18 protein-coding genes and 1 riboswitch are annotated in these 21,722 nt (G+C 44.6%); of the genes, 15 read left to right on the top strand and 3 right to left on the bottom strand.

The window, feature by feature from the left end; all coding sequences use genetic code 11:
- Positions 1–215: 215 nt before the first annotated feature.
- Positions 216–1,733 (top strand): CoA-acylating methylmalonate-semialdehyde dehydrogenase, encoded by a 1,518-nt coding sequence (locus BLP57_RS08615; protein WP_092070973.1) that lies wholly within the window; start codon positions 216–218, stop codon positions 1,731–1,733.
- Positions 1,734–1,885: 152 nt separating this feature from the next.
- On the opposite strand, the gene BLP57_RS08610 is transcribed toward BLP57_RS08615, so the two are convergent.
- Positions 1,886–2,650 (bottom strand): DeoR/GlpR family DNA-binding transcription regulator, encoded by a 765-nt coding sequence (locus BLP57_RS08610; protein WP_015526435.1) that lies wholly within the window; start codon positions 2,648–2,650, stop codon positions 1,886–1,888.
- A 210-nt stretch (positions 2,651–2,860) separates the two neighbouring features.
- On the opposite strand from BLP57_RS08610, the gene BLP57_RS08605 reads away from it, so the two are divergent.
- The 8 genes from BLP57_RS08605 (at position 2,861) to BLP57_RS08570 (ending at position 10,915) form a co-directional block, all read left to right on the top strand.
- Positions 2,861–3,277 carry a Fur family transcriptional regulator gene (locus BLP57_RS08605; protein ID WP_015526434.1) on the top strand — a complete coding sequence of 139 codons (417 nt, stop codon included), beginning with the start codon at positions 2,861–2,863 and terminating at the stop codon, positions 3,275–3,277.
- 17 nt (positions 3,278–3,294) lie between these two features.
- The gene (locus tag BLP57_RS08600) at positions 3,295–4,224 is read left to right on the top strand and encodes a metal ABC transporter substrate-binding protein (RefSeq protein WP_412187328.1); all 930 of its coding nucleotides are present in this window, start codon (positions 3,295–3,297) and stop codon (positions 4,222–4,224) included.
- A gap of 38 nt (positions 4,225–4,262) precedes the next feature.
- On the top strand, positions 4,263–4,925 hold the full coding sequence (locus tag BLP57_RS08595; RefSeq protein ID WP_015526432.1) for a metal ABC transporter ATP-binding protein: 663 nt from the start codon (positions 4,263–4,265) through the stop codon (positions 4,923–4,925).
- Positions 4,922–5,719 (top strand): metal ABC transporter permease, encoded by a 798-nt coding sequence (locus BLP57_RS08590; protein WP_015526431.1) that lies wholly within the window; start codon positions 4,922–4,924, stop codon positions 5,717–5,719. Before BLP57_RS08595 ends, BLP57_RS08590 begins: the two co-directional genes overlap by 4 nt.
- 96 nt (positions 5,720–5,815) lie before the next feature.
- Positions 5,816–7,285 carry a S1C family serine protease gene (locus tag BLP57_RS08585; RefSeq protein WP_092070968.1) on the top strand — a complete coding sequence of 490 codons (1,470 nt, stop codon included), beginning with the start codon at positions 5,816–5,818 and terminating at the stop codon, positions 7,283–7,285.
- Between the two features lie 269 nt (positions 7,286–7,554).
- A complete protein-coding gene (locus BLP57_RS18005; RefSeq protein ID WP_015526429.1) occupies positions 7,555–7,761 on the top strand; it encodes a hypothetical protein in 207 nt (68 codons plus the stop codon).
- Entirely contained in the window at positions 7,758–8,315 is a 558-nt protein-coding gene (locus BLP57_RS08575; protein ID WP_015526428.1) for an LOG family protein, read from the top strand. The genes BLP57_RS18005 and BLP57_RS08575 overlap by 4 nt, the downstream gene beginning before the upstream one ends.
- An 80-nt stretch (positions 8,316–8,395) precedes the next feature.
- On the top strand, positions 8,396–10,915 hold the full coding sequence (locus BLP57_RS08570) for a beta-mannosidase (RefSeq protein WP_092070965.1): 2,520 nt from the start codon (positions 8,396–8,398) through the stop codon (positions 10,913–10,915).
- 126 nt (positions 10,916–11,041) lie between these two features.
- Here the strand turns inward: BLP57_RS08570 and BLP57_RS08565 are convergent, their stop codons facing one another.
- Positions 11,042–12,454 (bottom strand): alanine/glycine:cation symporter family protein, encoded by a 1,413-nt coding sequence (locus BLP57_RS08565; protein WP_173733168.1) that lies wholly within the window; start codon positions 12,452–12,454, stop codon positions 11,042–11,044.
- A 1-nt stretch (position 12,455) separates the two neighbouring features.
- Positions 12,456–12,563: riboswitch (glycine riboswitch) on the bottom strand.
- Between the two features lie 170 nt (positions 12,564–12,733).
- Complete coding sequence (locus BLP57_RS08560; RefSeq protein ID WP_022427019.1) at positions 12,734–13,633, bottom strand: LysR family transcriptional regulator; 900 nt, start codon at positions 13,631–13,633, stop codon at positions 12,734–12,736.
- 331 nt (positions 13,634–13,964) lie between these two features.
- On the opposite strand from BLP57_RS08560, the gene BLP57_RS08555 reads away from it, so the two are divergent.
- The 6 genes from BLP57_RS08555 to BLP57_RS08525 all read left to right on the top strand — a co-directional run bounded on the left by BLP57_RS08555 (position 13,965) and on the right by BLP57_RS08525 (position 21,596).
- A complete protein-coding gene (locus tag BLP57_RS08555; RefSeq protein WP_015526424.1) occupies positions 13,965–15,230 on the top strand; it encodes an SLC13 family permease in 1,266 nt (421 codons plus the stop codon).
- A gap of 217 nt (positions 15,231–15,447) precedes the next feature.
- Entirely contained in the window at positions 15,448–16,353 is a 906-nt protein-coding gene (gene ttdA, locus BLP57_RS08550; protein WP_021651209.1) for a L(+)-tartrate dehydratase subunit alpha, read from the top strand.
- Positions 16,354–16,373: 20 nt separating this feature from the next.
- Positions 16,374–17,006 (top strand): L(+)-tartrate dehydratase subunit beta, encoded by a 633-nt coding sequence (ttdB, locus tag BLP57_RS08545; protein ID WP_015526421.1) that lies wholly within the window; start codon positions 16,374–16,376, stop codon positions 17,004–17,006.
- Positions 17,007–17,360: 354 nt separating this feature from the next.
- Positions 17,361–17,990 carry a YczE/YyaS/YitT family protein gene (locus BLP57_RS08540; RefSeq protein ID WP_306557266.1) on the top strand — a complete coding sequence of 210 codons (630 nt, stop codon included), beginning with the start codon at positions 17,361–17,363 and terminating at the stop codon, positions 17,988–17,990.
- 334 nt (positions 17,991–18,324) lie between these two features.
- Positions 18,325–20,325 carry a CHAP domain-containing protein gene (locus tag BLP57_RS17830; protein WP_158526440.1) on the top strand — a complete coding sequence of 667 codons (2,001 nt, stop codon included), beginning with the start codon at positions 18,325–18,327 and terminating at the stop codon, positions 20,323–20,325.
- A 302-nt stretch (positions 20,326–20,627) separates the two neighbouring features.
- The gene (locus tag BLP57_RS08525) at positions 20,628–21,596 is read left to right on the top strand and encodes a PD-(D/E)XK nuclease family transposase (RefSeq protein ID WP_022427030.1); all 969 of its coding nucleotides are present in this window, start codon (positions 20,628–20,630) and stop codon (positions 21,594–21,596) included.
- Positions 21,597–21,722: the final 126 nt, after the last annotated feature.

Below are 21,722 nucleotides of genomic sequence, written 5' to 3'. Positions count from 1 at the left end.
AATGCATACGTTTCAAAAGTTTATACAGGGAACATGGAATACCATGAAATGTGAATAAATTAACACATAATTTTGGAAAATATACTCAAAATATAACCATACTATATTGACAAAATTAAAAATAAATGATAATCTGTGACCAGAACAAAACGAGAATGACTAAAATTTTTATAAAGTTAAGAATAAAAAGGTAAGCACGAAAGGAGTATCTTAAAATGGCCGAGATCAAAAAAATGGGTTACTGTGTAAACGGTGAGTGGAAAGAGTCAAAGGCAGAGAAATACATGGATGTTACAGATTCCAGTACAGGTGAGGTGATCGCGCAGGTTCCCTGCTGTACACCGGATGAGGTAGAAGAGGCGATCGCTTCCGCACAGGCTGCATTCCCGGAATGGTCCTCACTTTCTCTTGCAAAGAGACAGCAGTATATGTTCAGATGGAGAGATGTTCTTTATGCTCATAAGGAAGAGCTTTCCGTACTTTGTGCAAAAGAACTCGGAAAGAACATCAAAGAGGCAAGAGGAGATGTTCAGAAAGCAATTGAGCCTACAGAAGAGGCATGTGCACTTCCGACAATGATCCAGGGCGATGCTGCAATGCAGGTAACTACAGGATATGATACAGCTACATATCGCAAACCACTTGGAGTAACTGCTGGTATTGTTCCGATGAACTTCCCGGCAATGATCCCATGGGGCTGGATGGTTCCGCTTTCCATTGCATGTGGAAATACAGTAGTACTGAAAGCAAGCTCCCAGACACCACTTACAGCTATGAGGATCATGGAGCTCTTCTATACAGAGGTCGGATTCCCGAAGGGTGTTGTAAACCTTGTGACCTGCAGCCGTGTAGAGGCTGATATCCTTCTTACAGATGAGAGAGTAAAGGCTGTTACATTCGTAGGAACAACAGGTGTTGGTAAACAGGTATATTCCAAGGCAGCAGCTCATGGCAAACGAGTTCAGGCACAGTGTGAGGCAAAGAACCATGCACTTGTACTTGAGGACTGCAACCTTGAGGCTACTGTTAATGCGATCATCAACTCTACATACGGATGCGCAGGTATGAGATGTATGGCTCTTCCGGTTGTATGCGTACAGGATAGTATTGCAGACGAATTTGTTTCACTTCTTAAGAAAAAAGCAGAGGCTATGAAGCTTGGCTGTGCATATGATGAAGATACCGATCTCGGCCCGGTTGTAAATGCAGGCCATAAGGAGAAGATCTGCAACTGGATCCAGAAGGGTATCGATGAGGGTGCGGAGCTTGTACTTGACGGACGTAATGTAGTAGTTCCGGGATATGAGAACGGATTCTTCGTAGGACCGACAATTCTTGATCATGTAACACCGGAGATGACAGTTGGAAACCGTGAGATCTTCGGACCGGTAACCTGTATCAAACGAGTAAAGGATTACGAGGAAGGCATCGCAGTCATGAATGCCAATCCATTTGCAAATGGTTCCTGTATCTTTACACAGAGCGGATATTACAGCCGTAAATTCGCAATGGAGACAGACGGCGGTATGGTAGGAATCAACGTCGGTATCCCGGTTCCGACAGCATACTTCCCATTCTCCGGAAACAAGGATTCCTTCTTCGGTGATCTGCACGTTCTCGGAAAAGATGGCTATCGTTTCTTCACAAGAGCAAAAACAGTTACAACACACTGGTTCGATGAAGCTGCCGGAAAGAGAAAGGTCGGCACATGGGAAGGAAGTACTGAGGCTTAAGAAAGCTTCATAAATAAATTTATGACACTGAAAGGCAGATCGGGTAAGATCTGCCTTTCAGATAAAATCCTCTAATGAAATGAGCATATTCAAAAACGGTGCATCTGCTGGATTTCCGGCAGATGCACCGTTTTTTAGGATCAATATCCGATTTAATCGATCGTCATAACACGGATGCCGTGCTCCTGGCAGAAGCTGTCGTATTCTTCAGGAAGTGGCTGGTCGGTTACGATGGCGTCCAGTTTTTCCATGGAAGAATAGGTCATAAGCGAGATCCGGCCGAATTTGGAATGGTCTGCAAGAAGAATCATGCTGTTGGCATTCTCTGCGATGGCTTTTTTGGTGATGTATTCCTCGGCGCTGGCATTGGTAAGTCCGCTCTTCATGGTTACACCTGTGCAGGCCATAAAAGCCATGGAAATGTTGTAGGTCTGCAGATAATCATTGATATCCGGTCCTGTGAAGGATAGGGTCTTGCGGTTCAGCTTTCCGGGAACGGAAATGATATCCAGGTTCGGATAGGATGCTGCCTTGTTGAAGATAAGCAGGCTGTTGGTCAGGATCGTACAGTGCTTATCTGCAATAAAATCAACCAGGTTCAGGCAGGTTGTACCTGTATCGATATAGATGGTATCGTCTTCTGCCACAAGCTCTGCGGCACGGCGGCAGATTTCTTTCTTTTCGTCAGGAAAACGTCCGCCACGCTCTTCGTAAGACAGAAGGGGAAGAGTCTGTGGAGTTTCGAGTGCTGCGACACCGCCATATACTTTCATGATACTGCCACGTTTCAGAAGGATATCGACATCTCTTCTGATGGTGTTTTTGGATACGTTGAATTTCTCACATAATGTATCGAGAGAAGCGTTCTTATGCTCCAGCACATATTCTTCGATCATGTCCAGTCGCTGTGATTTCATAGAGGTCTACCTTCTTTCTATTGGTTAAGTCTTGGTTATATTTTATCATAAAAGAAGGTAGAGATAAAGTGCTTTTATAAGAACATACCAAAAATTATTTCCCTTCAAAAATATCTTGACGAAATTCTTATTTGAATGTAATATGAAAACGGTTTTCAAATTCAAATCTGCCATGTAAGGTGCAGTTGATAGAAGAGAGTAGGAAATATAATGGAAGAAAAAATGAAATACAGCACCAGGCAGCAGAAAATAATTCTGGAATGCCTGCAGGAATATGGAGATACATTTTATACCATAGATCAGTTTATGGAGCTCCTTCGTGGAAAAGAGATCCAGATCGGAAGGACAACGGTATACAGAGGACTGGAGCGGCTGCAGAAGGAGGGAGCGGTGCTGAAGGTTCCGTCTGTGGAGGGAGCGCCTGCCCAGTATCGTTTTATACGTGATGAGGAGCGGAAGAATTACGGTAAACTTGTGTGCCTGGAATGTGGGCATACGATTCCTCTGCAGTGTGGATGTATCGATCATTTTGTGGGACATGTGCTGGATGAACACGGATTTGAGATCGATCAGAGCCGGACGATCTTTTATGGATATTGTGACAGCTGCAGGAGGCTTAAAAAATGAATGTTAACAGAGGGAAGATGACAGCGGCAGCAGTTCTGGCGGTGACGCTTCTTGTTGTGGGCGGTGTGACCGGATATGGTTTGCACAGGGCCGGAACGGTGGGACAGCCATTTGTGGAGGATGGCCGACTGAAGGTGATGGCCAGCTTTTATCCCATGTATGATTTTGCCCGGAAGGTAGGAGGCGACAGGATCCAGGTAAAGGATATGGTTCCGGCGGGAACGGAGCCTCATGACTGGGAGCCGGCGGCAACGGATATCCGGAATCTTGAGGATGCAGATGTGTTTGTCTATAATGGTGCGGATCTGGAGCACTGGGCGGAGGATGTACTGGATACTCTGGAGAATCAGGATCTGGTTGTGTCTGAGGCATCGGATGGTGTGGAGCTTCTGGATGGAGGACATGATCATGCTCATGGTGATGAAGGAAAAGATCCTCATGTCTGGCTTGATCCTATGCGTGCAAAGCAGGAAATGAAGAATATCAGGGATGCTTTGGTAAAGGCTGATCCTGGGAACGGTGATTATTATGAAGCAAATTATGAGAAATATGCCGGTGAATTTGATGAGCTGGATCAGGAGTTCAGAGATGGTCTGAAAGGTACGAAGAGCCGGGATATTATAGTGGCGCATGAGGCTTTTGGATATCTGTGCAATGCCTATGATCTGAAGCAGCTGGCTATCGAAGGGCTGACACCGGATTCAGAGCCTGATCCTGCCAAGATGCAGGAAGTGATCGAGTATGCGAAAAAATACGACATTCATACCATATTTTTTGAGGAGCTGGCAAGTCCCAAGGTGGCGAAGACAGTGGCGAAGGAAGTGGATGCGGTGACTGCTGTGTTGAATCCGATCGAGGGATTAAGTGAGGAGGATATCAAGGCCGGAGAGGATTATTTTTCTGTGATGAGGAAGAATCTGGAGGCACTCAGGAAGGCATTGAACTGAAGGTGCAGGACAGCAGCTGTAACAAAAAAGGAGAAATTATGGGAATTTTGATAGAAAATCTTTCGTTTCACTATACAGGGACACCTGTGCTGGATCAGGTGAACCTGGAGGTGAAGGATGGCGATTATGCCATCCTTACCGGTGAAAACGGAAGTGGAAAAAGTACATTTCTGAAGCTTCTTCTGGGCGAACTGAAGGCGCAGGAGGGAAGTATCACTGTAAATGGAAAAGATATTTCTGCCACATTCGGAAAGGGAGATCTGGGATATGTTCCACAGAACAGTATCAGCAGAAACCAGAATTTTCCGGCGACTGTGGAAGAGATCATGATGACAGGTGTGTATTCCTCTTCCTGGAAGGCACGTTTCCGGGCAAAAAAAGAGATCCCGCGTTTGAAAGCCGCACTTGCGGAAATGGAAATGGAAGAGTTCTGGAAAAGAAGGATCGGAGATCTTTCGGGAGGACAGCAGCAGAGGGTTATGCTGGCACGTGCACTGGCGGGAAAACCGAAGATCCTGATCCTGGATGAGCCTACCACAGGAATGGATATGGTTTCTGTGAAAACACTTGCAGAAGTTCTGAGGAAGCGGAATGAGGAACAGGGGCTGACGATCCTTATGGTTACTCATGGAAATTCCGGTGAGTTTAAAGGAGCAAACCGGTTCTTTAAAGCGGAAGAGGGGAGGATCGACGAAGTATGAGTATTTTACAGTATGGATTTATGCAGAGGGCTTTTCTGGTGGGAATCCTTCTGGCTGTGATCACGCCCTGCATCGGGATCACCATTGTTCTGAAACGGATGTCCATGATCGGAGATGCGCTTTCCCATTCTTCACTGGCCGGTGTTGTGCTGGGACTGATACTTGGAGTGAATCCGGTAGCCGGTGCAGTAGTGATGTGCATCGTAGCTGCTCTTGGAATTGAGGCTATCCGCAAAAAAATCCCGCGTTATTCGGAGGTGGCGATCTCCATCGTCATGTCTGCCGGGATCGGACTGGCCGGTGTGCTGTCCGGCTTTGTGGAAAACGGTGCCAGTCTGAACAGCTTTTTGTTCGGAAGTATTGTGTCCATCAGTGAAGGAGAGCTGGCGCTGGTAGTTGTGATCAGTGTGCTGGTACTGGCAGCAGTGCTGTTTTTTTACAGGGAACTGTTTTATATCGGCTTTGATGAAAATGCGGCAAGGATCTCCGGTGTTTCCGTGCGGAATATTAATTTTCTTTTTACTATTCTGACGGCTCTGACAGTTTCCATTGCGTCCCGTACAGTAGGAACCCTGATCGTTTCCTCCATGCTGGTAGTTCCGGTGGCGTGTGGGATGCAGATGGCAAAAAGCTATAAGGGTACACTGATCTGTGCCATTATCGTGGCGGTATGTACCACCATTGCCGGACTGTTTCTTTCCTATTATGCCGGACTGAAACCAGGTGGAATGATCGTTCTTCTTGAGGTTGCGTGGTTTGTAGTTGTGATGACAGTGAAAAGTTTTAACAAATAAAACACATTTTTCCCACAAAGTAAACACAATTAACCCATATACTTTGAAGCATCAAAAGGAAACAGAGAAGAATTTTTTCCTAGGGAGGACTTAACCATGAACAATAACAGAAAATTAAAAATAAAGAAAATGATGAAAAAGGGTGCAACCATCAGCCTGTGTGCAGTACTTGCCGGCGGCATTGGAGTTGGTGCATATGAAGGTATAAATTATTTCTCCGGTGCACAGTCCGTACAGGCGGCAACCGACAGCTCCGAGAATCTGACTCTTATGAAGTCTGATAAAAAATCAAATAAAGACAGCGAAGATACAGAGGATACAAAATCCTCCGATACAAAGGGCAGTCTGGATGTATCAGATGTTGCTGAGAAGGCAATGCCTTCTGTAGTTGCCATCACAACCAAGTCCGTTCAGGAGGTTCAGGATTATTACAGCATGTTTGGTTCCCAGTATGCGCCGAGCCAGGAGCAGGAAGTTGAAGGAAGCGGTTCCGGTATTATCATCGGAAAAACAGATTCTGAGCTGCTGATCGCCACAAACTATCATGTTGTGGATGGTGCCGATACCTTGTCCGTTGCCTTTGCAGATGGTAATGCTTATGAGGCTACGGTAAAGGGCTTTGATGAAAGCGAGGATCTTGCAGTTGTTTCTGTTGCAACGAAGGATGTTTCGGATGATACAATGGATGCAATTTCTGTTGCAAAGATCGGAAGCTCTGATGATCTGAAGATCGGTGAGCAGGTTGTTGCCATCGGTAATGCACTTGGCTATGGCCAGTCCGTTACTACTGGTATTGTCAGTGCTAAGAACCGTAAGACAGATGCATCAGGACAGATCGAGGGTGATTCTACAGATAACAGCAGCAGTATCAACAAGGGCGTGAACCTGATCCAGACAGATGCGGCTATCAATCCCGGTAACAGTGGCGGTGCGCTTCTGAATATGGATGGTGAGGTTGTTGGTATTAACTCTTCCAAGCTTGCTTCTACTGAGGTTGAAGGTATGGGGTATGCCATTGCAATTTCTGATGTTGCGGATTCTCTTGAGAACATGATGAATGCCAAGGCAAGAGATAAAGTGGATAATCATGGTATCCTTGGTATCACAGGCAGTACAGTAAGTACGGAGGCAGTACAGATTTATGGTATCCCGCAGGGTGTATTTGTTTCGAAGGTAACCGAGGGCGGCCCTGCCGATGATGCAGGTATTACCAAGAATATGGTCATTACAGAGTTTGATGGTAAAACGATCACCAGTATCGATCAGCTGATTGAGCTGCTTCAGTATTATGAGCCGAAGGAAAAGATCGATGTGACGGTTGCAGTTCTGGATGGTAATGAATATAAGGAGAAGACACTCTCTGTAAAACTTGGTAAAGATGACAGTTCCAGCAAGGATAGCAAGGACAGCTCTGAGGATAGCACGTCCCAGGATTCCCAGGATGCAGATATCCCAGATATCCAGGGAGGACAGGATGACTCCGATCAGGGGGATGCAGATGCATTTGCTGATGATGGAGAAGCCAGCCTGTTTAGAGATTTTGAGCAGAATGGCTTGTATGACTGATCAGTCCTAAATTATAGATGGAGAGCATTTTCGAGGTGAAGAACCGCAATCAGTTCATCCCCTCCATGAATCCGCAGGAAAGAAACCAGAAATACAGCGGATGGAAAGACGCAGTAGAAAAAGTTCTTGTATAAGCATAAAAATTTCTCAATATAAAAAAGGTGTTGCTGATCACAGAGTGAGCAGCAACAAAACGGGAGCTTTAGGCAGCGGCAATTGCTTGACCCCATGTGTATGTCAGATTATAATAAAATAACAGGCATTTCCGGATGCATTCCAGATGTATCGGAAATGACGGAAAGCCGGTCTTTGCCAGTATCATGTGCAGAGGCCGGCAAAAGTTATATTCAGAGATAAACGATCATCCATTTGCAGTAGCTGTGCAGTGGCATCCGGAGATGATGTATGATTCTTCAGAACAGCTGAAGCTTCTCCGGGCATTTGTGGAGGCAGCAGGGAAGGAGACGGAAGCATGAATATTTGTATCTATGGAGCGTCCAGCGCAGAGCTGAAAAAGATCTATTATGAGAAAACGGAAGAGCTGGGACAGCTGATGGGAAAGCGAGGACACGGCCTTGTTTTCGGAGGTGGAAAAGAGGGGCTGATGGGGGCGGCAGCCCGGGGTGTTGACAGAGAAAAAGGCTATATCCTGGGTATCGCACCGAGATTTTTTGACCAGCCGGGAGTGTTGTATGAGCATTGTACAGAGTTTATTTTTACTGAAAATATGCGTGAGAGGAAGCACCTGCTGGAAAGCCGCTCGGATGCGACTATCGTGGTACCTGGGGGAATTGGTACTTATGAGGAGTTTTTTGAGATTCTGACATTGAAGAGTCTGGGACGGATCGACAGGCCGATCGTTCTTTATAATATTCAGGGATATTACGACAGCATGCAGGCACTCCTGGAATACACAGCCGGGGAAAAATTTATGTCCAGAGATGTTGTGGGTATGTGCCGGTTCATGAAAGACCCGGAGGAGATCCTGGATTATATTGAGAATTACCGGAATTATGGGGGAAGGCTATAAATAAAATACAGTACGGCTGATACAACAGCCCTGTATATAAGATCGTGCGAAGGGGATTTTTACAGGAGAAGATATATTTTATGAGGAAAATAATGTTAAATGGCCAGTGGGAGCTGGCAGAAGCAGGAAATGACAGATTATGTGAGGTACAGGTTCCGGGATCTGTGCTTTCCGGGCTCTATGGTGCCGGGAAGATCGAAGATCCTTTTTATCGGACAAATGAGGATGTGACAAGGGAACTGTTCCGGAAGGATTATGAATTCAGCAGAACATTTGTGGCTGCAGAGGATATCCTGAAAGAAGAAAAAATAATTCTGGTCTGTGAGGGGCTGGATACTCTTGCAGATATTTATATCAATGGGCAAAAAGCCGGATCTGCAGATAACATGCATCGTACCTGGAAGCTGGATGTGAAAGAATTTCTTCATTCCGGGGAGAATCAGATCCGGATCGTATTCCGGTCGGTATTCAAGTATATCGAAGCTTATGAGTATGAAGATAATAAAGAGATCCACTATGTTCCCTGCGGTGGAATGAAAGGAAACCAGCTGATCCGGAAGGCTCATTGTATGTTTGGATGGGACTGGGGCCCCCAGACCATTGATGCCGGGATTTTTCGGGATATTTATCTGGAAGCATACAGTCATCCGAGAATTGAGGATGTGAAGATCACACAGGTGCATGGGGATAATGCTGTGGATGTGTGTACAACTGTGGCTGTAAGCGGAGATGCTGTGGATAAGTGTCAGGTGAGAGTGACGATCCAGGAGGATGCAGAGAGCGTCTGTGGACATAGAACAGGTGCTAACGACCGAAAAACGGAAGCCCATGTATGCAAAGTGGGGGAGACTGTATCAGCGAATAATAATCCAGCAGTGCTGACATCCTCGATCCACAACCCGAAGCTCTGGTGGCCAAACGGCTACGGCGATCAGCCGTTATATAAAGTTCAGGTGGAACTTCTGGACGAGTATGGCACAGTTCTGGAAACCATAACGAAGCGCATCGGTCTCCGTACCCTTACCATCAGCCAGGAAAAAGATCTCTGGGGAAAAGAGTTCGCGTTCTGTGTCAATGGCGTGAAAATTTTTGCCATGGGGGGAAATTATATTCCGGAGGACTGCATCTATTCCAGGATCACACCGGAGGTCCAGAAGTATCTTCTGGAATCCTGCAAACGTGCCAATTTTAACTGTGTCCGTGTGTGGGGCGGCGGTTATTATCCTTCGGATCATTTCTATGATCTTTGTGATGAGATGGGACTGATCGTATGGCAGGATCTGATGTTCGCATGTAATGTTTATGATCTTACAGAAGAATTTGAAGATAATATCACGAAGGAGATCACGGAAAATGTAAAACGTCTCCGTCATCATGCATCCCTTGGCCTGTGGTGCGGAAACAATGAGATGGAGTCTGCCTGGGATCACTGGCCGGAGGTACAGAGTGAGTCGAAATATCTCCGTGCGGACTACATAAAAATGTTTGAGTATGTGATTCCGAAAGCAGTGAGGGCGGCAGACAGCGAGACCTTTTTCTGGCAGTCTTCCCCAAGCTCCGGAGGCTGCTTTGATGATCCGGACGATGAGAACAGAGGAGACTGTCACTACTGGGATGTATGGCATGGTCAGAAGCCTTTTACAGATTATCAGAAGCATTATTTTCGTTTTTGCTCGGAGTTTGGCTTCCAGTCTTTTCCGTGCCTGAAAACTGTGGAGAGCTTTACGGAAGAGAAAGATAGGAATATTTTTTCCAGGGTGATGGAGAACCACCAGAAAAATCCTGCAGCTAACGGAAAGATCCTGTATTATCTTTCCGAGAATTTCCGTTATCCGGAGAATTTCCGCAAGCTTCTCTATGTGAGCCAGATCCTTCAGGGAATGGCCATGAAGTATGGAGTAGACCACTGGAGACGTCACAGAGGCCGCTGTATGGGTACCCTTTACTGGCAGATCAATGACAACTGGCCGGTGGCATCCTGGGCAAGTATCGACTACTTTGGCCGTTGGAAGGCACTTCATTATATGGCAAAAAAATTCTATGGGCCACAGGCGGTGAGTATGTGCATGGATGGGGATATCATGCAGGTGTATCTGGCAAATGAAAGTATGGACGCACAGTCATATCAGGTTGCCTTTTATGTGAAAAATATGGAATGTGAGATTCTTGAGAAGCTTACCGGAACGGGCACTGTGGGTGTGCAGGAGTCCGCTCCGATCCTGGCGGTGGATGTTTCCGGATGGGAAGACAAGAAGTATGAGATCTTTCTTGAGGCGGAAGTGACACTTGCTGACGGAGATGTGCTCTGTGATGTGGAGACCCTTGTTCCGTATAAATATCTGGAGCTGGATAAACCGGAGATCACTGCCGAGGTGGAGGAGCAAGGTGATGCATTTGTGATCCATTTAAAAAGCAGCTGCTTCAGTCCGTTTACAGCTATTGGATTTACTGATGCGGATGTTACTCTGGAGGATAATTTTTTCCATATGACAGATGGAGAGGAAATGTGTGTCCGGCTTGATAAGAAAGATATCCGAAATGGAGAGATTCTGGATGCAGCGGATCTGACACAGCAGATGGAGATCCTGACGCTGGCATAGAAAGCTTTTAAATAAAAAAGACGCGGCCTTTTATCGGAGGATAAAAAGGTTCGTGTCTTTTTTTATATGATATTAGGGGATCATCATGGGTTTGCGTGTGTTTACATTTGATTACGATATTTGGGATCAGAATTCGTAATTTTTATGTCTTTTGAAGAAATCCTTAGTTTCCTTTACAACCACACCGCTCAGGGCAAGAAGAGCGATCAGGTTCGGGAATGCCATCAGGGCATTGAAGATATCTGCGATGTTCCATACAGCTGCTACAGTCATATATGGTCCGATGAATACGCAGATGATGTACAGCCAGCGGTATGTTGTAACTGCGGCTTTGTTTCTGTTGAACAGGTATTCCAGACATCTTTCACCGTAGTAATCCCATCCAAGGATTGTTGTGAATGCAAAGAATACCAGGCACAGCATCAGTGAGAAGGATGCTACAACCGGCGGGAAAGGAAGTCCTTTCTGGAATGCGGCTGTTGTGATGGCAACACCCTCAAGACCTGTGTTCCATGTTTCTGTAATGACGATGGAAAGACCTGTCATTGTACAGATAACGATAGTATCAATGAATGTACCTGTCATGGATACAAGACCCTGACGTACCGGCTCCTTTGTCTGAGCTGCAGCGGCTGCGATCGGGGCACTACCAAGACCGGACTCATTGGAGAAGATACCGCGGGCGATACCCTTCTGCATAGCTACGACCATGGTTCCCATTGCGCCACCTGCAAGTGCACTTCCTGTGAAAGCAGATTTTACGATAGTTACGATCGCTGTAGGTACTGCAGTGATGTTTGTGATCACGATGATCAGTGCCAGTGCAACATAGAGAACTGCCATAAACGGTACAACGACCTGGGATACCTTTGCGATTCTCTGGATTCCGCCGAGAACGACAAGTCCTACACATACGGTAAGTATCAGACATGCAACTACAGTTGCCCAGGAATATGTATTTCCGAAAAGTGCTACTGTGTGTGCTTTATCCGGGTCAAAGAAATTGGTAACTGCAGATGAGATACCGTTTACCTGTGTAAAGGTTCCGATACCGAAAAGTCCCACACCTGCTCCGAAAAATGCGAAGATCTTGGCAAGCCATCTCCACTGTTTTCCCATACCGTTTTCGATGTAGTAGAAAGGTCCGCCGAGAACGTGGCCTTCTTTGTCAATGGTACGGTACTTGATCGCCAGAAGTCCTTCTGCGTATTTGGTTGCCATTCCGAAGAATGCGGCTACGATCATCCAGAAAAGTGCTCCTGGTCCGCCGGCTGCGATAGCAGTTGCGACACCTACGATATTTCCGGTTCCGATGGTTGCTGAAAGCGCAGTACACAGAGCTCCGAAGCTTGTGACCTCACCATCGCCGCCTTCTTCATTTTTTACCATGAATTTCAGTGCCTTTCCGAGGTGCCTTACCTGTAAAAGACCTAACCGAGTGGTTAACAGAATTCCTGTGAACAGGATCAGAATGATCAGCGGAAGTCCCCAAACGACTCCGTCAAACCATGTGATAAAGTTGTTGATTTGTGTAAACATTACTCTTTCCTCCATCCTTTTGCCTGAGAGATTTACAGCATTTTGTGTGCTGCGTACACCTTCGGCGCTCTTCCCTTTTGATTTGAAGAGACTCTCCTGAGTTTTTTTATTTTTGAATGATGCCAGGATCTTTTGTGTGCGGTGGTGGCGGTCATTCGTTTCGTGTAGAAAAACACTGTAACACAGAGTATCACATGAATTGATGGATTTCAATGGTTTTTTAAAAAAAATTGCATTTATTAGAAAAATTAATCGACATATAATTGGAAGTTTTGGGATTTACTTTTCTATCAGCGGATGTTCTTTGTAATACATGCGGGTGAAATGCAGAAATGTCAGCATATCGCCGCTGATATATTTGCTTTTTTTCCATACCATGCCGATTTTTATGCGGACAGGTGGATTGAGCGGGATACCGGTAACATTGGAAGTGGAAAAGTTATCGGTCATGCTGGAGTAGAGAAAGCAGCCATATTTTCCGGTTTTTACAAATTGCAGGGTGGTGTAGATCTGGCTGCTCCGCATAACGATATTGGGTGTGTGGCCATCCATCTCAAAACGCATTTTCAGGATCTGATTCTGGACGGAGTCAGCATTGAAAAAGATCAGCTGCTCTTTCGCCATATCTTTTGTTGTGACTGATTTTTTTTCTGCCAGCCTGTGGTCGTTGCTCACACAGAAAACCACCTGGTCGTTGGCCAGGACGGTGTTGTGAAATTTATCTATATTATACTGTTCCATATTGACCAAAGCTACATCCAGGGTGTCATCCTGTACCAGATTGCAGGCACGGACAGATCCGTATTCTTCCAGTACTACGGCAATTTCCGGGTGCTTTTCGTGAAACGCCGTAAGCAGCTCCGGAAAAAATACGGTACTCAGCATGGGAGGGATCCCGATGCGAAGAGGCGGTTTTATCCTGGACATGCTGGAGTAATCGGCCTGAAGCTCATTACAATATTGAAGGATATAGGTAGCTTTTTTGTAGAAGGACTCTCCCTCCTGGGTCAGACTCAGCTGATTTCCTTTTCTGGAAAAAAGGCTGATCCCGAATTCAATCTCCAGATCGCGGATAGCCATGGAAATGGTGGGCTGGGTCACATATAATTCTTCGGCTGCCTTTGTGATGCTGTGGCAGCGGCTGGCTGTGCAGAAATAGCGTAGTTGATTCAGTGTCATGATAAACCTTCTCTCGATGAATTGTCAGATTAAATTTTTTAGTAAAGTTTTTCATTTCTGTCCGGAAAAGATGTGACAGAGTATTTTGGTGTCTACATAAAAATAGCATAGAAATATAATTTTTGCCAGATTCATTTGCTGATACGCTGATTTTATGTTAGTAATGTACAAAAAATATCATTAAAAACTGATACTATAAATATTTTTTATGCGGATATATGTTTCATTAATTTGTTTTTTTATATGTACACCGGTTATAATGGAACCATCAAAAGAAACGTGTACGGCCTATACTTTTCAGGAAAAAACCAAATGGAAGGAGAGTACAGAAATGTCTCAGACAACTATCACATTGCTGTTTCTTGTGTTCACCATTATCAGTTTCATCCTTGAAAAAATTCCTCTTGGTCTGACGGCTTCGATCTGTGCGATCGGTCTGACCCTTACAGGAGTTGTGGATGCAACAACAACATTTTCACAGTATGTAAACAGTAACGTAATCCTTTGCGTTGGCATGTTTGTAGTAGGCCAGGCATTGTTCGAAACAGGAATGGCAAATAAGATCGGAGGACTGGTCACGAAATTTGCCAGAACAGAAAAAACACTGATCATTGCGATCATGGTGATCGTAGGTGTAATGTCCGGATTCTTATCCAATACAGGTACTGCAGCAGTGCTGATCCCGGTAGTCTGTGGAATCGCCGATGAGTCCGGTTATTCCAGAAGCCGTCTTCTGATGCCGCTGGTATTTGCCGCAGCACTTGGCGGAAACCTTTCTATTATCGGTGCACCCGGAAACCTGATGGGTGTGAATGCACTTCAGGAGATGGGGCTTTCCACAAGCTTCTTTATGTATGCGCCGGTTGGAGTTCCGATGCTTCTGATCGGAATCCTTTACTTTGTCCTTATCGGATATAAATTCCTTCCGGATGGAAAGAATGCATCCGGTGCAGCTCTTGAAGATCAGCAGGATTTCAGTCATGTACCGAAGTGGAAACAGACTGTTTCCCTGGTAGTACTGATCCTTGTGATCCTTGCAATGATCTTTGAGAAAGAGATCGGCATCAGCATTGAGGTTTCCGCATGTATCGGAGCGATCCTCCTGGTTCTGACAGGAGTTATTTCCGAGAAAGACGCACTGAATTCCATTGACCTGAAGGTTGTATTTCTTTTCGGCGGTTCTCTGACACTTGCAAAAGCATTGGATACAACCGGAGCCGGAGAACTGATCGCAGATAAGATCGTAGGACTTCTTGGAGCAGATCCGAGTCCGATCCTTCTTCTTCTGGTGATTTTTATTGTAACCTGTGTGCTGACAAATTTCATGTCAAATACAGCAACCACAGCACTGATGATTCCAATTGCGGTATCTCTTGCAAACAACCTCGGAGCAGATCCGAGAGCCGTTGTTATCGCAACTGTTATCGCAGGTTCCTGTGCATATGCAACACCGATCGGTATGCCGGCAAACACCATGGTAGTCGGTCTTGGAGGATACAAATTCAAGGACTATGTGAAATCCGGTCTGCCGCTGATCCTGGTATCCTTTGTGATCTGTATGATTCTGTTACCGATCCTGTTTCCGTTCTATCCGTAAGGAGAGAAACTTTTGAGTTACTGTTCACTTTGTGACCAGCAACACTTTTAATTAAGTTCATTCCCTTCTGCACTGACCATACAGTGAAGGAGAAATGATAAATAAGCCAAAAAAGCCATCTTAACCATTAATCAGCCAAAATTAATGATGAAACAACCAACAAAAACCTATGTAACTAAAAAACATTAAACCATCGAACCATATCAGGAGGTAAATCATGACTAAGGAAAATGGAGTTAAAGTATTAACAGACATGGTAGCAGATTTTGTTGCCCATATTGGAAAAAAATTACCGGATGACGTAGTTAATAAACTTGAAGAGCTTGGTTCACAGGAAACAGCTGCACTTCCAAAGGTTCTTTATGAGACAATGACAAAGAACCAGGGTCTTGCTGTAGAGCTGAACCGTCCAAGCTGTCAGGATACAGGTGTTCTTCAGTTCTGGCTGAAATGCGGAACAAATTTCCCGTATATCAATGAGCTGGAAGCACTTCTGAAAGATGCTGTTGTTCAGGCTACTTTTGCAGCACCGTTAAGACATAATTCCGTTGAGACTTTTGATGAGTACAACACAAAGAAAAACGTTGGTAAAGGAACCCCGACTGTATGGTGGGATATTGTTCCTAACAGCGATAAATGTGAGATCTACGCATATATGGCAGGCGGCGGATGTACCCTTCCGGGAAAAGCAATGGTTCTGATGCCGGGGGCAGGATATGAAGGTATTACAGATTTCGTTCTTGATCAGATGACAACTTACGGACTGAATGCGTGTCCTCCACTTCTTGTTGGTGTTGGTGTAGGAACATCTGTAGAGACAGCTGCTCTGAACTCCAAGAAAGCGCTGATGCGTCCGATCGGTTCTCACAACGATAACGCAAACGCAGCAAAAATGGAGAAGCTTCTCGAGGATGGTATCAATGCCATCGGCCTTGGACCGCAGGGTATGGGCGGAAAGTATTCTGTAATGGGTGTTAACATTGAGAATACTGCACGACATCCATCTACCATCGGTGTTGCAGTAAATGTTGGATGCTGGTCCCACCGTCGTGGACATCTGGTTGTAAATCCGGATCTTACAGTAACCTGTGATACTCATTCCACATGGAAATTTAATGCATAATATAAACGGAGGGAAAAATCATGATCGAAATCAGAGGAGATAAAAAAGTTCTTATTACACCTGTAAGCGCAGAAGACCTGGCTGATATCAAAATCGGTGATATTGTATGGCTGGACGGAGATCTGATGACCTGTCGTGACGTTGCTCACCGTCGTCTGGTTGAGTATGGAAGAGAGCTTCCGTATGATATCCGCAACAAAGCTATTTTCCATGCCGGCCCGATCGTTCGCAAGATCGAGGGTACAGAGGATGATTATGAAATGGTTTCTGTAGGACCGACAACCTCTATGCGTATGGAGAAATTCGAGTATGAGTTTACCAAGCTTACTGGTGTCAGAGTGATCGTTGGTAAGGGTGGTATGGGTCCGAACACGGAGCGTGCCTGCAAAGAGTTCGGTGCGATCCACTGTGTTTTCCCGGCCGGCTGTGCAGTTGTAGCTGCTACAGAGGTTGAGAAGATTGCTGAGCATCACTGGGATGAGCTTGGAATGCCTGAGACTTTATGGTGCAACAAGGTTAAAGAATTTGGGCCGCTGATCGTATCTATCGATGCACAGGGACGTAACCTGTTTGAGGAGAACAAGGTTGTATTTAATGAGCGTAAAGAGGCTGCCAAGCAGGCAATTTATCCTGAGGTTAAGTTCATTAAATAATATTGGATATTGGAAAAAATTTTTCGGGATATCTGAAATAACGAGGCTCTGCCATGAGAGCTTCGGGATTGACTGGTGATTGTGAAATTGAATTAACAGCGTGATATAAAAAAGAGAGATGTCCTGCAGATCATATAATGTGGTCTGCAGGATGTCTTTTTTTGTTGCTTTTTGTTGTTTCTTGGGGTTTTTGTGTTTTACAGGGGTGAGGGGGTGTGATAGAATATAAGCGTTGCAGCAGGCTGGTTATTAAGGTATTATCTGGTATGGATCTTGCGCAGTGAAGGTGGATCGTGGATATCTGCCTGACAATATTTTCAGAGAGGATGAGGTATGAGGTTTATGGGGGATTTTTTGAAGAATATTAACTGGAAGCATGTTCTGATCATGTGTATCGGAAATGTTTTTGCAGGTATGGGGATTGGAATTTTCAAGCTTGCCGGGCTTGGAACGGATCCGTTCAGTGGAATGAATATGGCGGTTGCGGATATGATTGGTATGGCGTATGGTAATTTCCAGCTGATTGTAAATATTGTGCTGCTGATCATTGAGATTGCTTTTGGCAGAAGGTTCCTTGGGATCGGTACGGTTGTGAATGCGGTTTGTCTGGCTTATATTACTACTTTCTTTTATAATATTTATACTGGTGTTTTTGGATTGGAGCTTGTGGCGCTGCCGGTACGTTTGGTGGCACTGTGTGTGGGTGTTGTGATCTGCTGTCTGGGACTGTCGATGTATCAGATGCCGGATGAGGGGGTTGCGCCTTATGATAGTCTTTCGCTGATCATGACAGAGAGATGGCCGAAGATTCCTTATTTCTGGCACAGGATGTCTAATGATGTGCTTTGTGCGCTGATCTGTTATCTGACTGGTGGTGTTGTGGGTATTGGTACGCTGGTGACGGCTTTTGGGCTGGGACCGGTGATCCATTTCTTTAATAGGGTTTTTACCGGGAAGCTGCTTGCCTGGGTTGATGGTGAGTGAGTTTGTAGTTGTATGGGGTGAGCTGAACTGGCTGCGGGATGTGGCTGCTCGGGAGTTGGATGGGCTATCAGCGCTACGCTGGATAGCTGGGAGGAAAGGCTAAGTTTGCAGTAAGTGGCCGAAAAAAATTACCGATGCGAATATCCACTTGACTGGATCTCTTTACCTTGACATCTTCCGTGAGAGTATGCACAATAAAGGTATCATAAATTTGCCGGACAGAGATAAAATATGAAACAAGAGTAATAAACATGCAGAACATTTTCATCGTAGCAGACATGCCAGACCAGACTTGTCTGTTAAGAAGGATGAAACCGCAGGAAAGGAGAAAGCTATGAAAAAGAAGCTTCTGAAAAAATTGATGGTCCTTGCGCTGTCCGCAGTAACTGCCTTCAGTGCGGTACCGGCGGCAACGGTAACAGCAGCAGGTAATCCTTATCCTACAACACAGGATGTGGATCGAGATGGCTTATACGAGATCCCCTGCACACGCTTTGCATGGCAGTGCGTGTATGACAGACAGGGAATCGCATTGCCTTCGTGGGGAAATGCGGTAAGCTGGTGGCAAAATGCTATCAATCAGGGCTATGCAGTAGGAAATGAGCCTGTTCCCGGTTCTATTGCTGTATGGAGCGGAGATTATTACGGACATGTTGCTTATGTAACAGCTAATCTTGGAAACAACAGATTTACGGTAGATGAGGGAGGAAGAACGGACAAAGATCAGACATCCTCTCATGGAGTTGCATATGGATATACACTGACCAATGCAGTCGGAGGAAGGCGCCCTTATGATTCTAACAAGGTGCTGCTTGGCTTTATCTATCCGGGCGTTCGTGTACCGGGCAAGCCATATGTGAGCGTGAATCCGGGAAAAGCGAATCAGACCACAACGTTTTCCTGGAATGCAACAAGCTATGCCAGATATTATGATGTATATGTGTATAAAGCAGGAGAATCCAATCCGACGCAATTTCAGTATGGAGTGAATGGAACAAGCTGGTCCTGCACATTGCCGGCGGGGAATTACAGGGTAGCGGTGGCATCTGTGAATCATGCACAGTATGCATATACATTTTCGGATTCTGTGAATTTCACTGTCCAGGCAGCTCCGGTCACACATACACATAACTATCAGAGAGTAACAGTAAAGGCAACCACCACTGCCAACGGATATACACAGGAGCAGTGCAGCTGCGGAAGTATACAGAATAAACAGATCATCTATTATCCGAAAAAAATACAGCTTTCCAGAACAAGCTATACTTATAATGGAAAAGTAAAAAAGCCAACAGTAAAGGTTACAGACAGCAATAATAAGGTGATCAGTGCAGACAATTATACAGTTACCTATTCTGCCGGAAGAAAATATGTTGGAACTTATCGGGTAACAGTTCGGTTTAAAGGCAATTACTCGGGAACCGTTACAAAAACCTTTAAGATCACCGGAAAAGCTCATAAACACAGCTACAAAAAACAGGTGAAGAAAGCAACTACATCCAGGAACGGATATGTCCAGTATCTTTGCTCCTGCGGTGCGGTGACCGGAAAGAAAACAATCTATTATCCGAAGACAATAAAGCTTTCTGCAACAAGCTATACATACGACGGAAAAGTAAAAACACCGAAGGTAAAAGTGACTGGTGCGAATAATAAAACCATCAGTTCCGGCAATTATAAGGTGTCATATTCCCGTGGAAGAAAAAATGTTGGTACTTATAAGGTAACGGTGAAGTTTAAGGGGAATTACAGCGGAACCGTAACAAAGACCTTTAAGATCAAGGCGAAACCTAAAAACTGGGTTTATGTGGATACGCTTCCCAAGAATATTACTTCCGATAAATATACGATCCAGTATAAACACACCTATCAGAAAACAACCTCCAGCTATGTCAACGATGGTGGTGTTTATGAGTCTGTAAGACCACTGGAGACATCTGCTTCCAGACAGCTGGTGGGCTATTATTACTATCATTTCTGCGGACCGAATACCGGAAAGAATGTAAACTTCGCACAGACGGGATCTTATGTACATTTTGACAGTGTGGCAGCCAGTCAGGTAACCGTAGCTGCTTCCGGCGCAGATGGAGATGACCCGAGTATTACCTATTATCTGCTGAACTGGAACGGGAACGGCAGCCGGGTATGGTGCTCCAGCGGAACTACCTGTAACGGCGCCTACGGAAGCCACGGAGCCAGAGGCCAGGCCTGGTACCGCATGAACCAGTACCAGAACAAAAAACTCCAGACTCAGACCACAACCTCCGAAAGTGATTGGACAACCGGTAAAGACAGCACAGCAGTAAAAACCGTTTACCGTTATAAAGCAAAATAGATCATAGATCAGTCATAAATCACAGTCATAAATCAGAAACTCCCTCATGTATCAGAAAAAACTGATATGTGAGGGAGTTTTTTTGCAGAAGGATATTTGTAGTCTGCGCCGTATCTGGTTGATTGCCATAAAATATTGTGTCGAAATACAGAGAAACAACAGGAAGGAAAAATCTTGGATGAAAGATAAAAATATGATATTCTATAAGTATCTTATAAGACTTATTCTAGCCGTATGGCATTCACAGATGTTTCAGATCTGAAACGGAATTTCCATTTTTTATCAGACAAGGAGAAGATTAATTGAATACGAAATTAAAGGCTTATTTTCCAATGATAAGAACCCGCGAGGAGATTTTGCGGGACATTCAGCAGAACATAAATCTGACAGAGAGATTTTATAGCTGGAAAGAAGAACAGAGAGAGGAATTTATGGATTTCTGTACGGGAGTGAAGGGGGTGAAAATGCTGTATGATGCATTTTTTAAGGAAATTATGAATCCGGAAACAGTACCGGAAAGATTAGAGGATTTTCTTGAAGTATTGCTTCAGAGAAAGGTGAAAATTATCGAAGTTTTACCAGGAGATTCTACAAGACTGGCAGATGAGCAGTCTCTTTTGATCATGGATATTCTGGTACGATTTGATGATGGTTCATATTGTAACGTGGAAGTGCAAAAAATAGGTTACGCTTTTCCTGGGGAAAGATGCGCATGTTATTCTTCTGATCTATTATTAAGGCAATATAAAAATGCCCGAAGTACCAGAAAAGAGAATTTTTCCTATAAGGATATAAAAAGTGTATATACAATTGTACTGATTGATAAAAGTACAGGAGATTTTCATAAATATAAAGATAGATACTGCCATATTTTTCAACAGAGATCAGATACAGGATTGGAACTTAATCTGCTTCAGAAATATGTATTTCTTCCGCTTGACATCTTTCGTGAGAATATGCACAATAAAGGTATCACAGATAAACTGGATGCATGGCTGGCATTTTTGAGTATGGATTCTCCGGAAGTAATCGTGAAATTAATAAAAAAATATCCGGAGTTTACGGTCATGTACGAGCACATATATAATATATGCCGGAATGTGGAAGGGATGATGGAAATGTATTCAGAGGAATTAAAGATTCTTGACAGAAACACAGTGAAGTATATGGTTGATCAGATGCAGGAGCAGATTGATAATCAAAAGGAGAAAATTGCAGCTCAGGAAAAAGAAATTCAGATGTTAAAAAGAAAGCTTGAAGAACAGAAATAAAATATAAGATCAGAAACTCCCTCATATATCAGAAAAAAACTGATATGTGAGGGAGTTTTTTTGCTTAAAAAACGGCTTATTTATTTAGATTATAGTTAGTAAATTTCACAGAGCACAATACTCTGT

Origin of the sequence: Blautia sp. SF-50 (genome assembly GCF_900101315.1) — a bacterium.
GTDB lineage: Bacteria > Bacillota > Clostridia > Lachnospirales > Lachnospiraceae > Blautia_A > Blautia_A fusiformis.
This window is presented reverse-complemented; position numbering and strand designations above follow the sequence as displayed.

Coding starts and splice junctions, on each gene's coding strand:
- BLP57_RS08615 (WP_092070973.1), top strand. CDS start 216: ATGGCCGAGATCAAAAAAATGGGTTACTGTGTAAACGGTGAGTGGAAA.
- BLP57_RS08610 (WP_015526435.1), bottom strand. CDS start 2,650: ATGAAATCACAGCGACTGGACATGATCGAAGAATATGTGCTGGAGCAT.
- BLP57_RS08605 (WP_015526434.1), top strand. CDS start 2,861: ATGGAAGAAAAAATGAAATACAGCACCAGGCAGCAGAAAATAATTCTG.
- BLP57_RS08600 (WP_412187328.1), top strand. CDS start 3,295: ATGACAGCGGCAGCAGTTCTGGCGGTGACGCTTCTTGTTGTGGGCGGT.
- BLP57_RS08595 (WP_015526432.1), top strand. CDS start 4,263: ATGGGAATTTTGATAGAAAATCTTTCGTTTCACTATACAGGGACACCT.
- BLP57_RS08590 (WP_015526431.1), top strand. CDS start 4,922: ATGAGTATTTTACAGTATGGATTTATGCAGAGGGCTTTTCTGGTGGGA.
- BLP57_RS08585 (WP_092070968.1), top strand. CDS start 5,816: ATGAACAATAACAGAAAATTAAAAATAAAGAAAATGATGAAAAAGGGT.
- BLP57_RS18005 (WP_015526429.1), top strand. CDS start 7,555: ATGCATTCCAGATGTATCGGAAATGACGGAAAGCCGGTCTTTGCCAGT.
- BLP57_RS08575 (WP_015526428.1), top strand. CDS start 7,758: ATGAATATTTGTATCTATGGAGCGTCCAGCGCAGAGCTGAAAAAGATC.
- BLP57_RS08570 (WP_092070965.1), top strand. CDS start 8,396: ATGAGGAAAATAATGTTAAATGGCCAGTGGGAGCTGGCAGAAGCAGGA.
- BLP57_RS08565 (WP_173733168.1), bottom strand. CDS start 12,454: ATGTTTACACAAATCAACAACTTTATCACATGGTTTGACGGAGTCGTT.
- BLP57_RS08560 (WP_022427019.1), bottom strand. CDS start 13,633: ATGACACTGAATCAACTACGCTATTTCTGCACAGCCAGCCGCTGCCAC.
- BLP57_RS08555 (WP_015526424.1), top strand. CDS start 13,965: ATGTCTCAGACAACTATCACATTGCTGTTTCTTGTGTTCACCATTATC.
- ttdA (WP_021651209.1), top strand. CDS start 15,448: ATGACTAAGGAAAATGGAGTTAAAGTATTAACAGACATGGTAGCAGAT.
- ttdB (WP_015526421.1), top strand. CDS start 16,374: ATGATCGAAATCAGAGGAGATAAAAAAGTTCTTATTACACCTGTAAGC.
- BLP57_RS17830 (WP_158526440.1), top strand. CDS start 18,325: ATGAAAAAGAAGCTTCTGAAAAAATTGATGGTCCTTGCGCTGTCCGCA.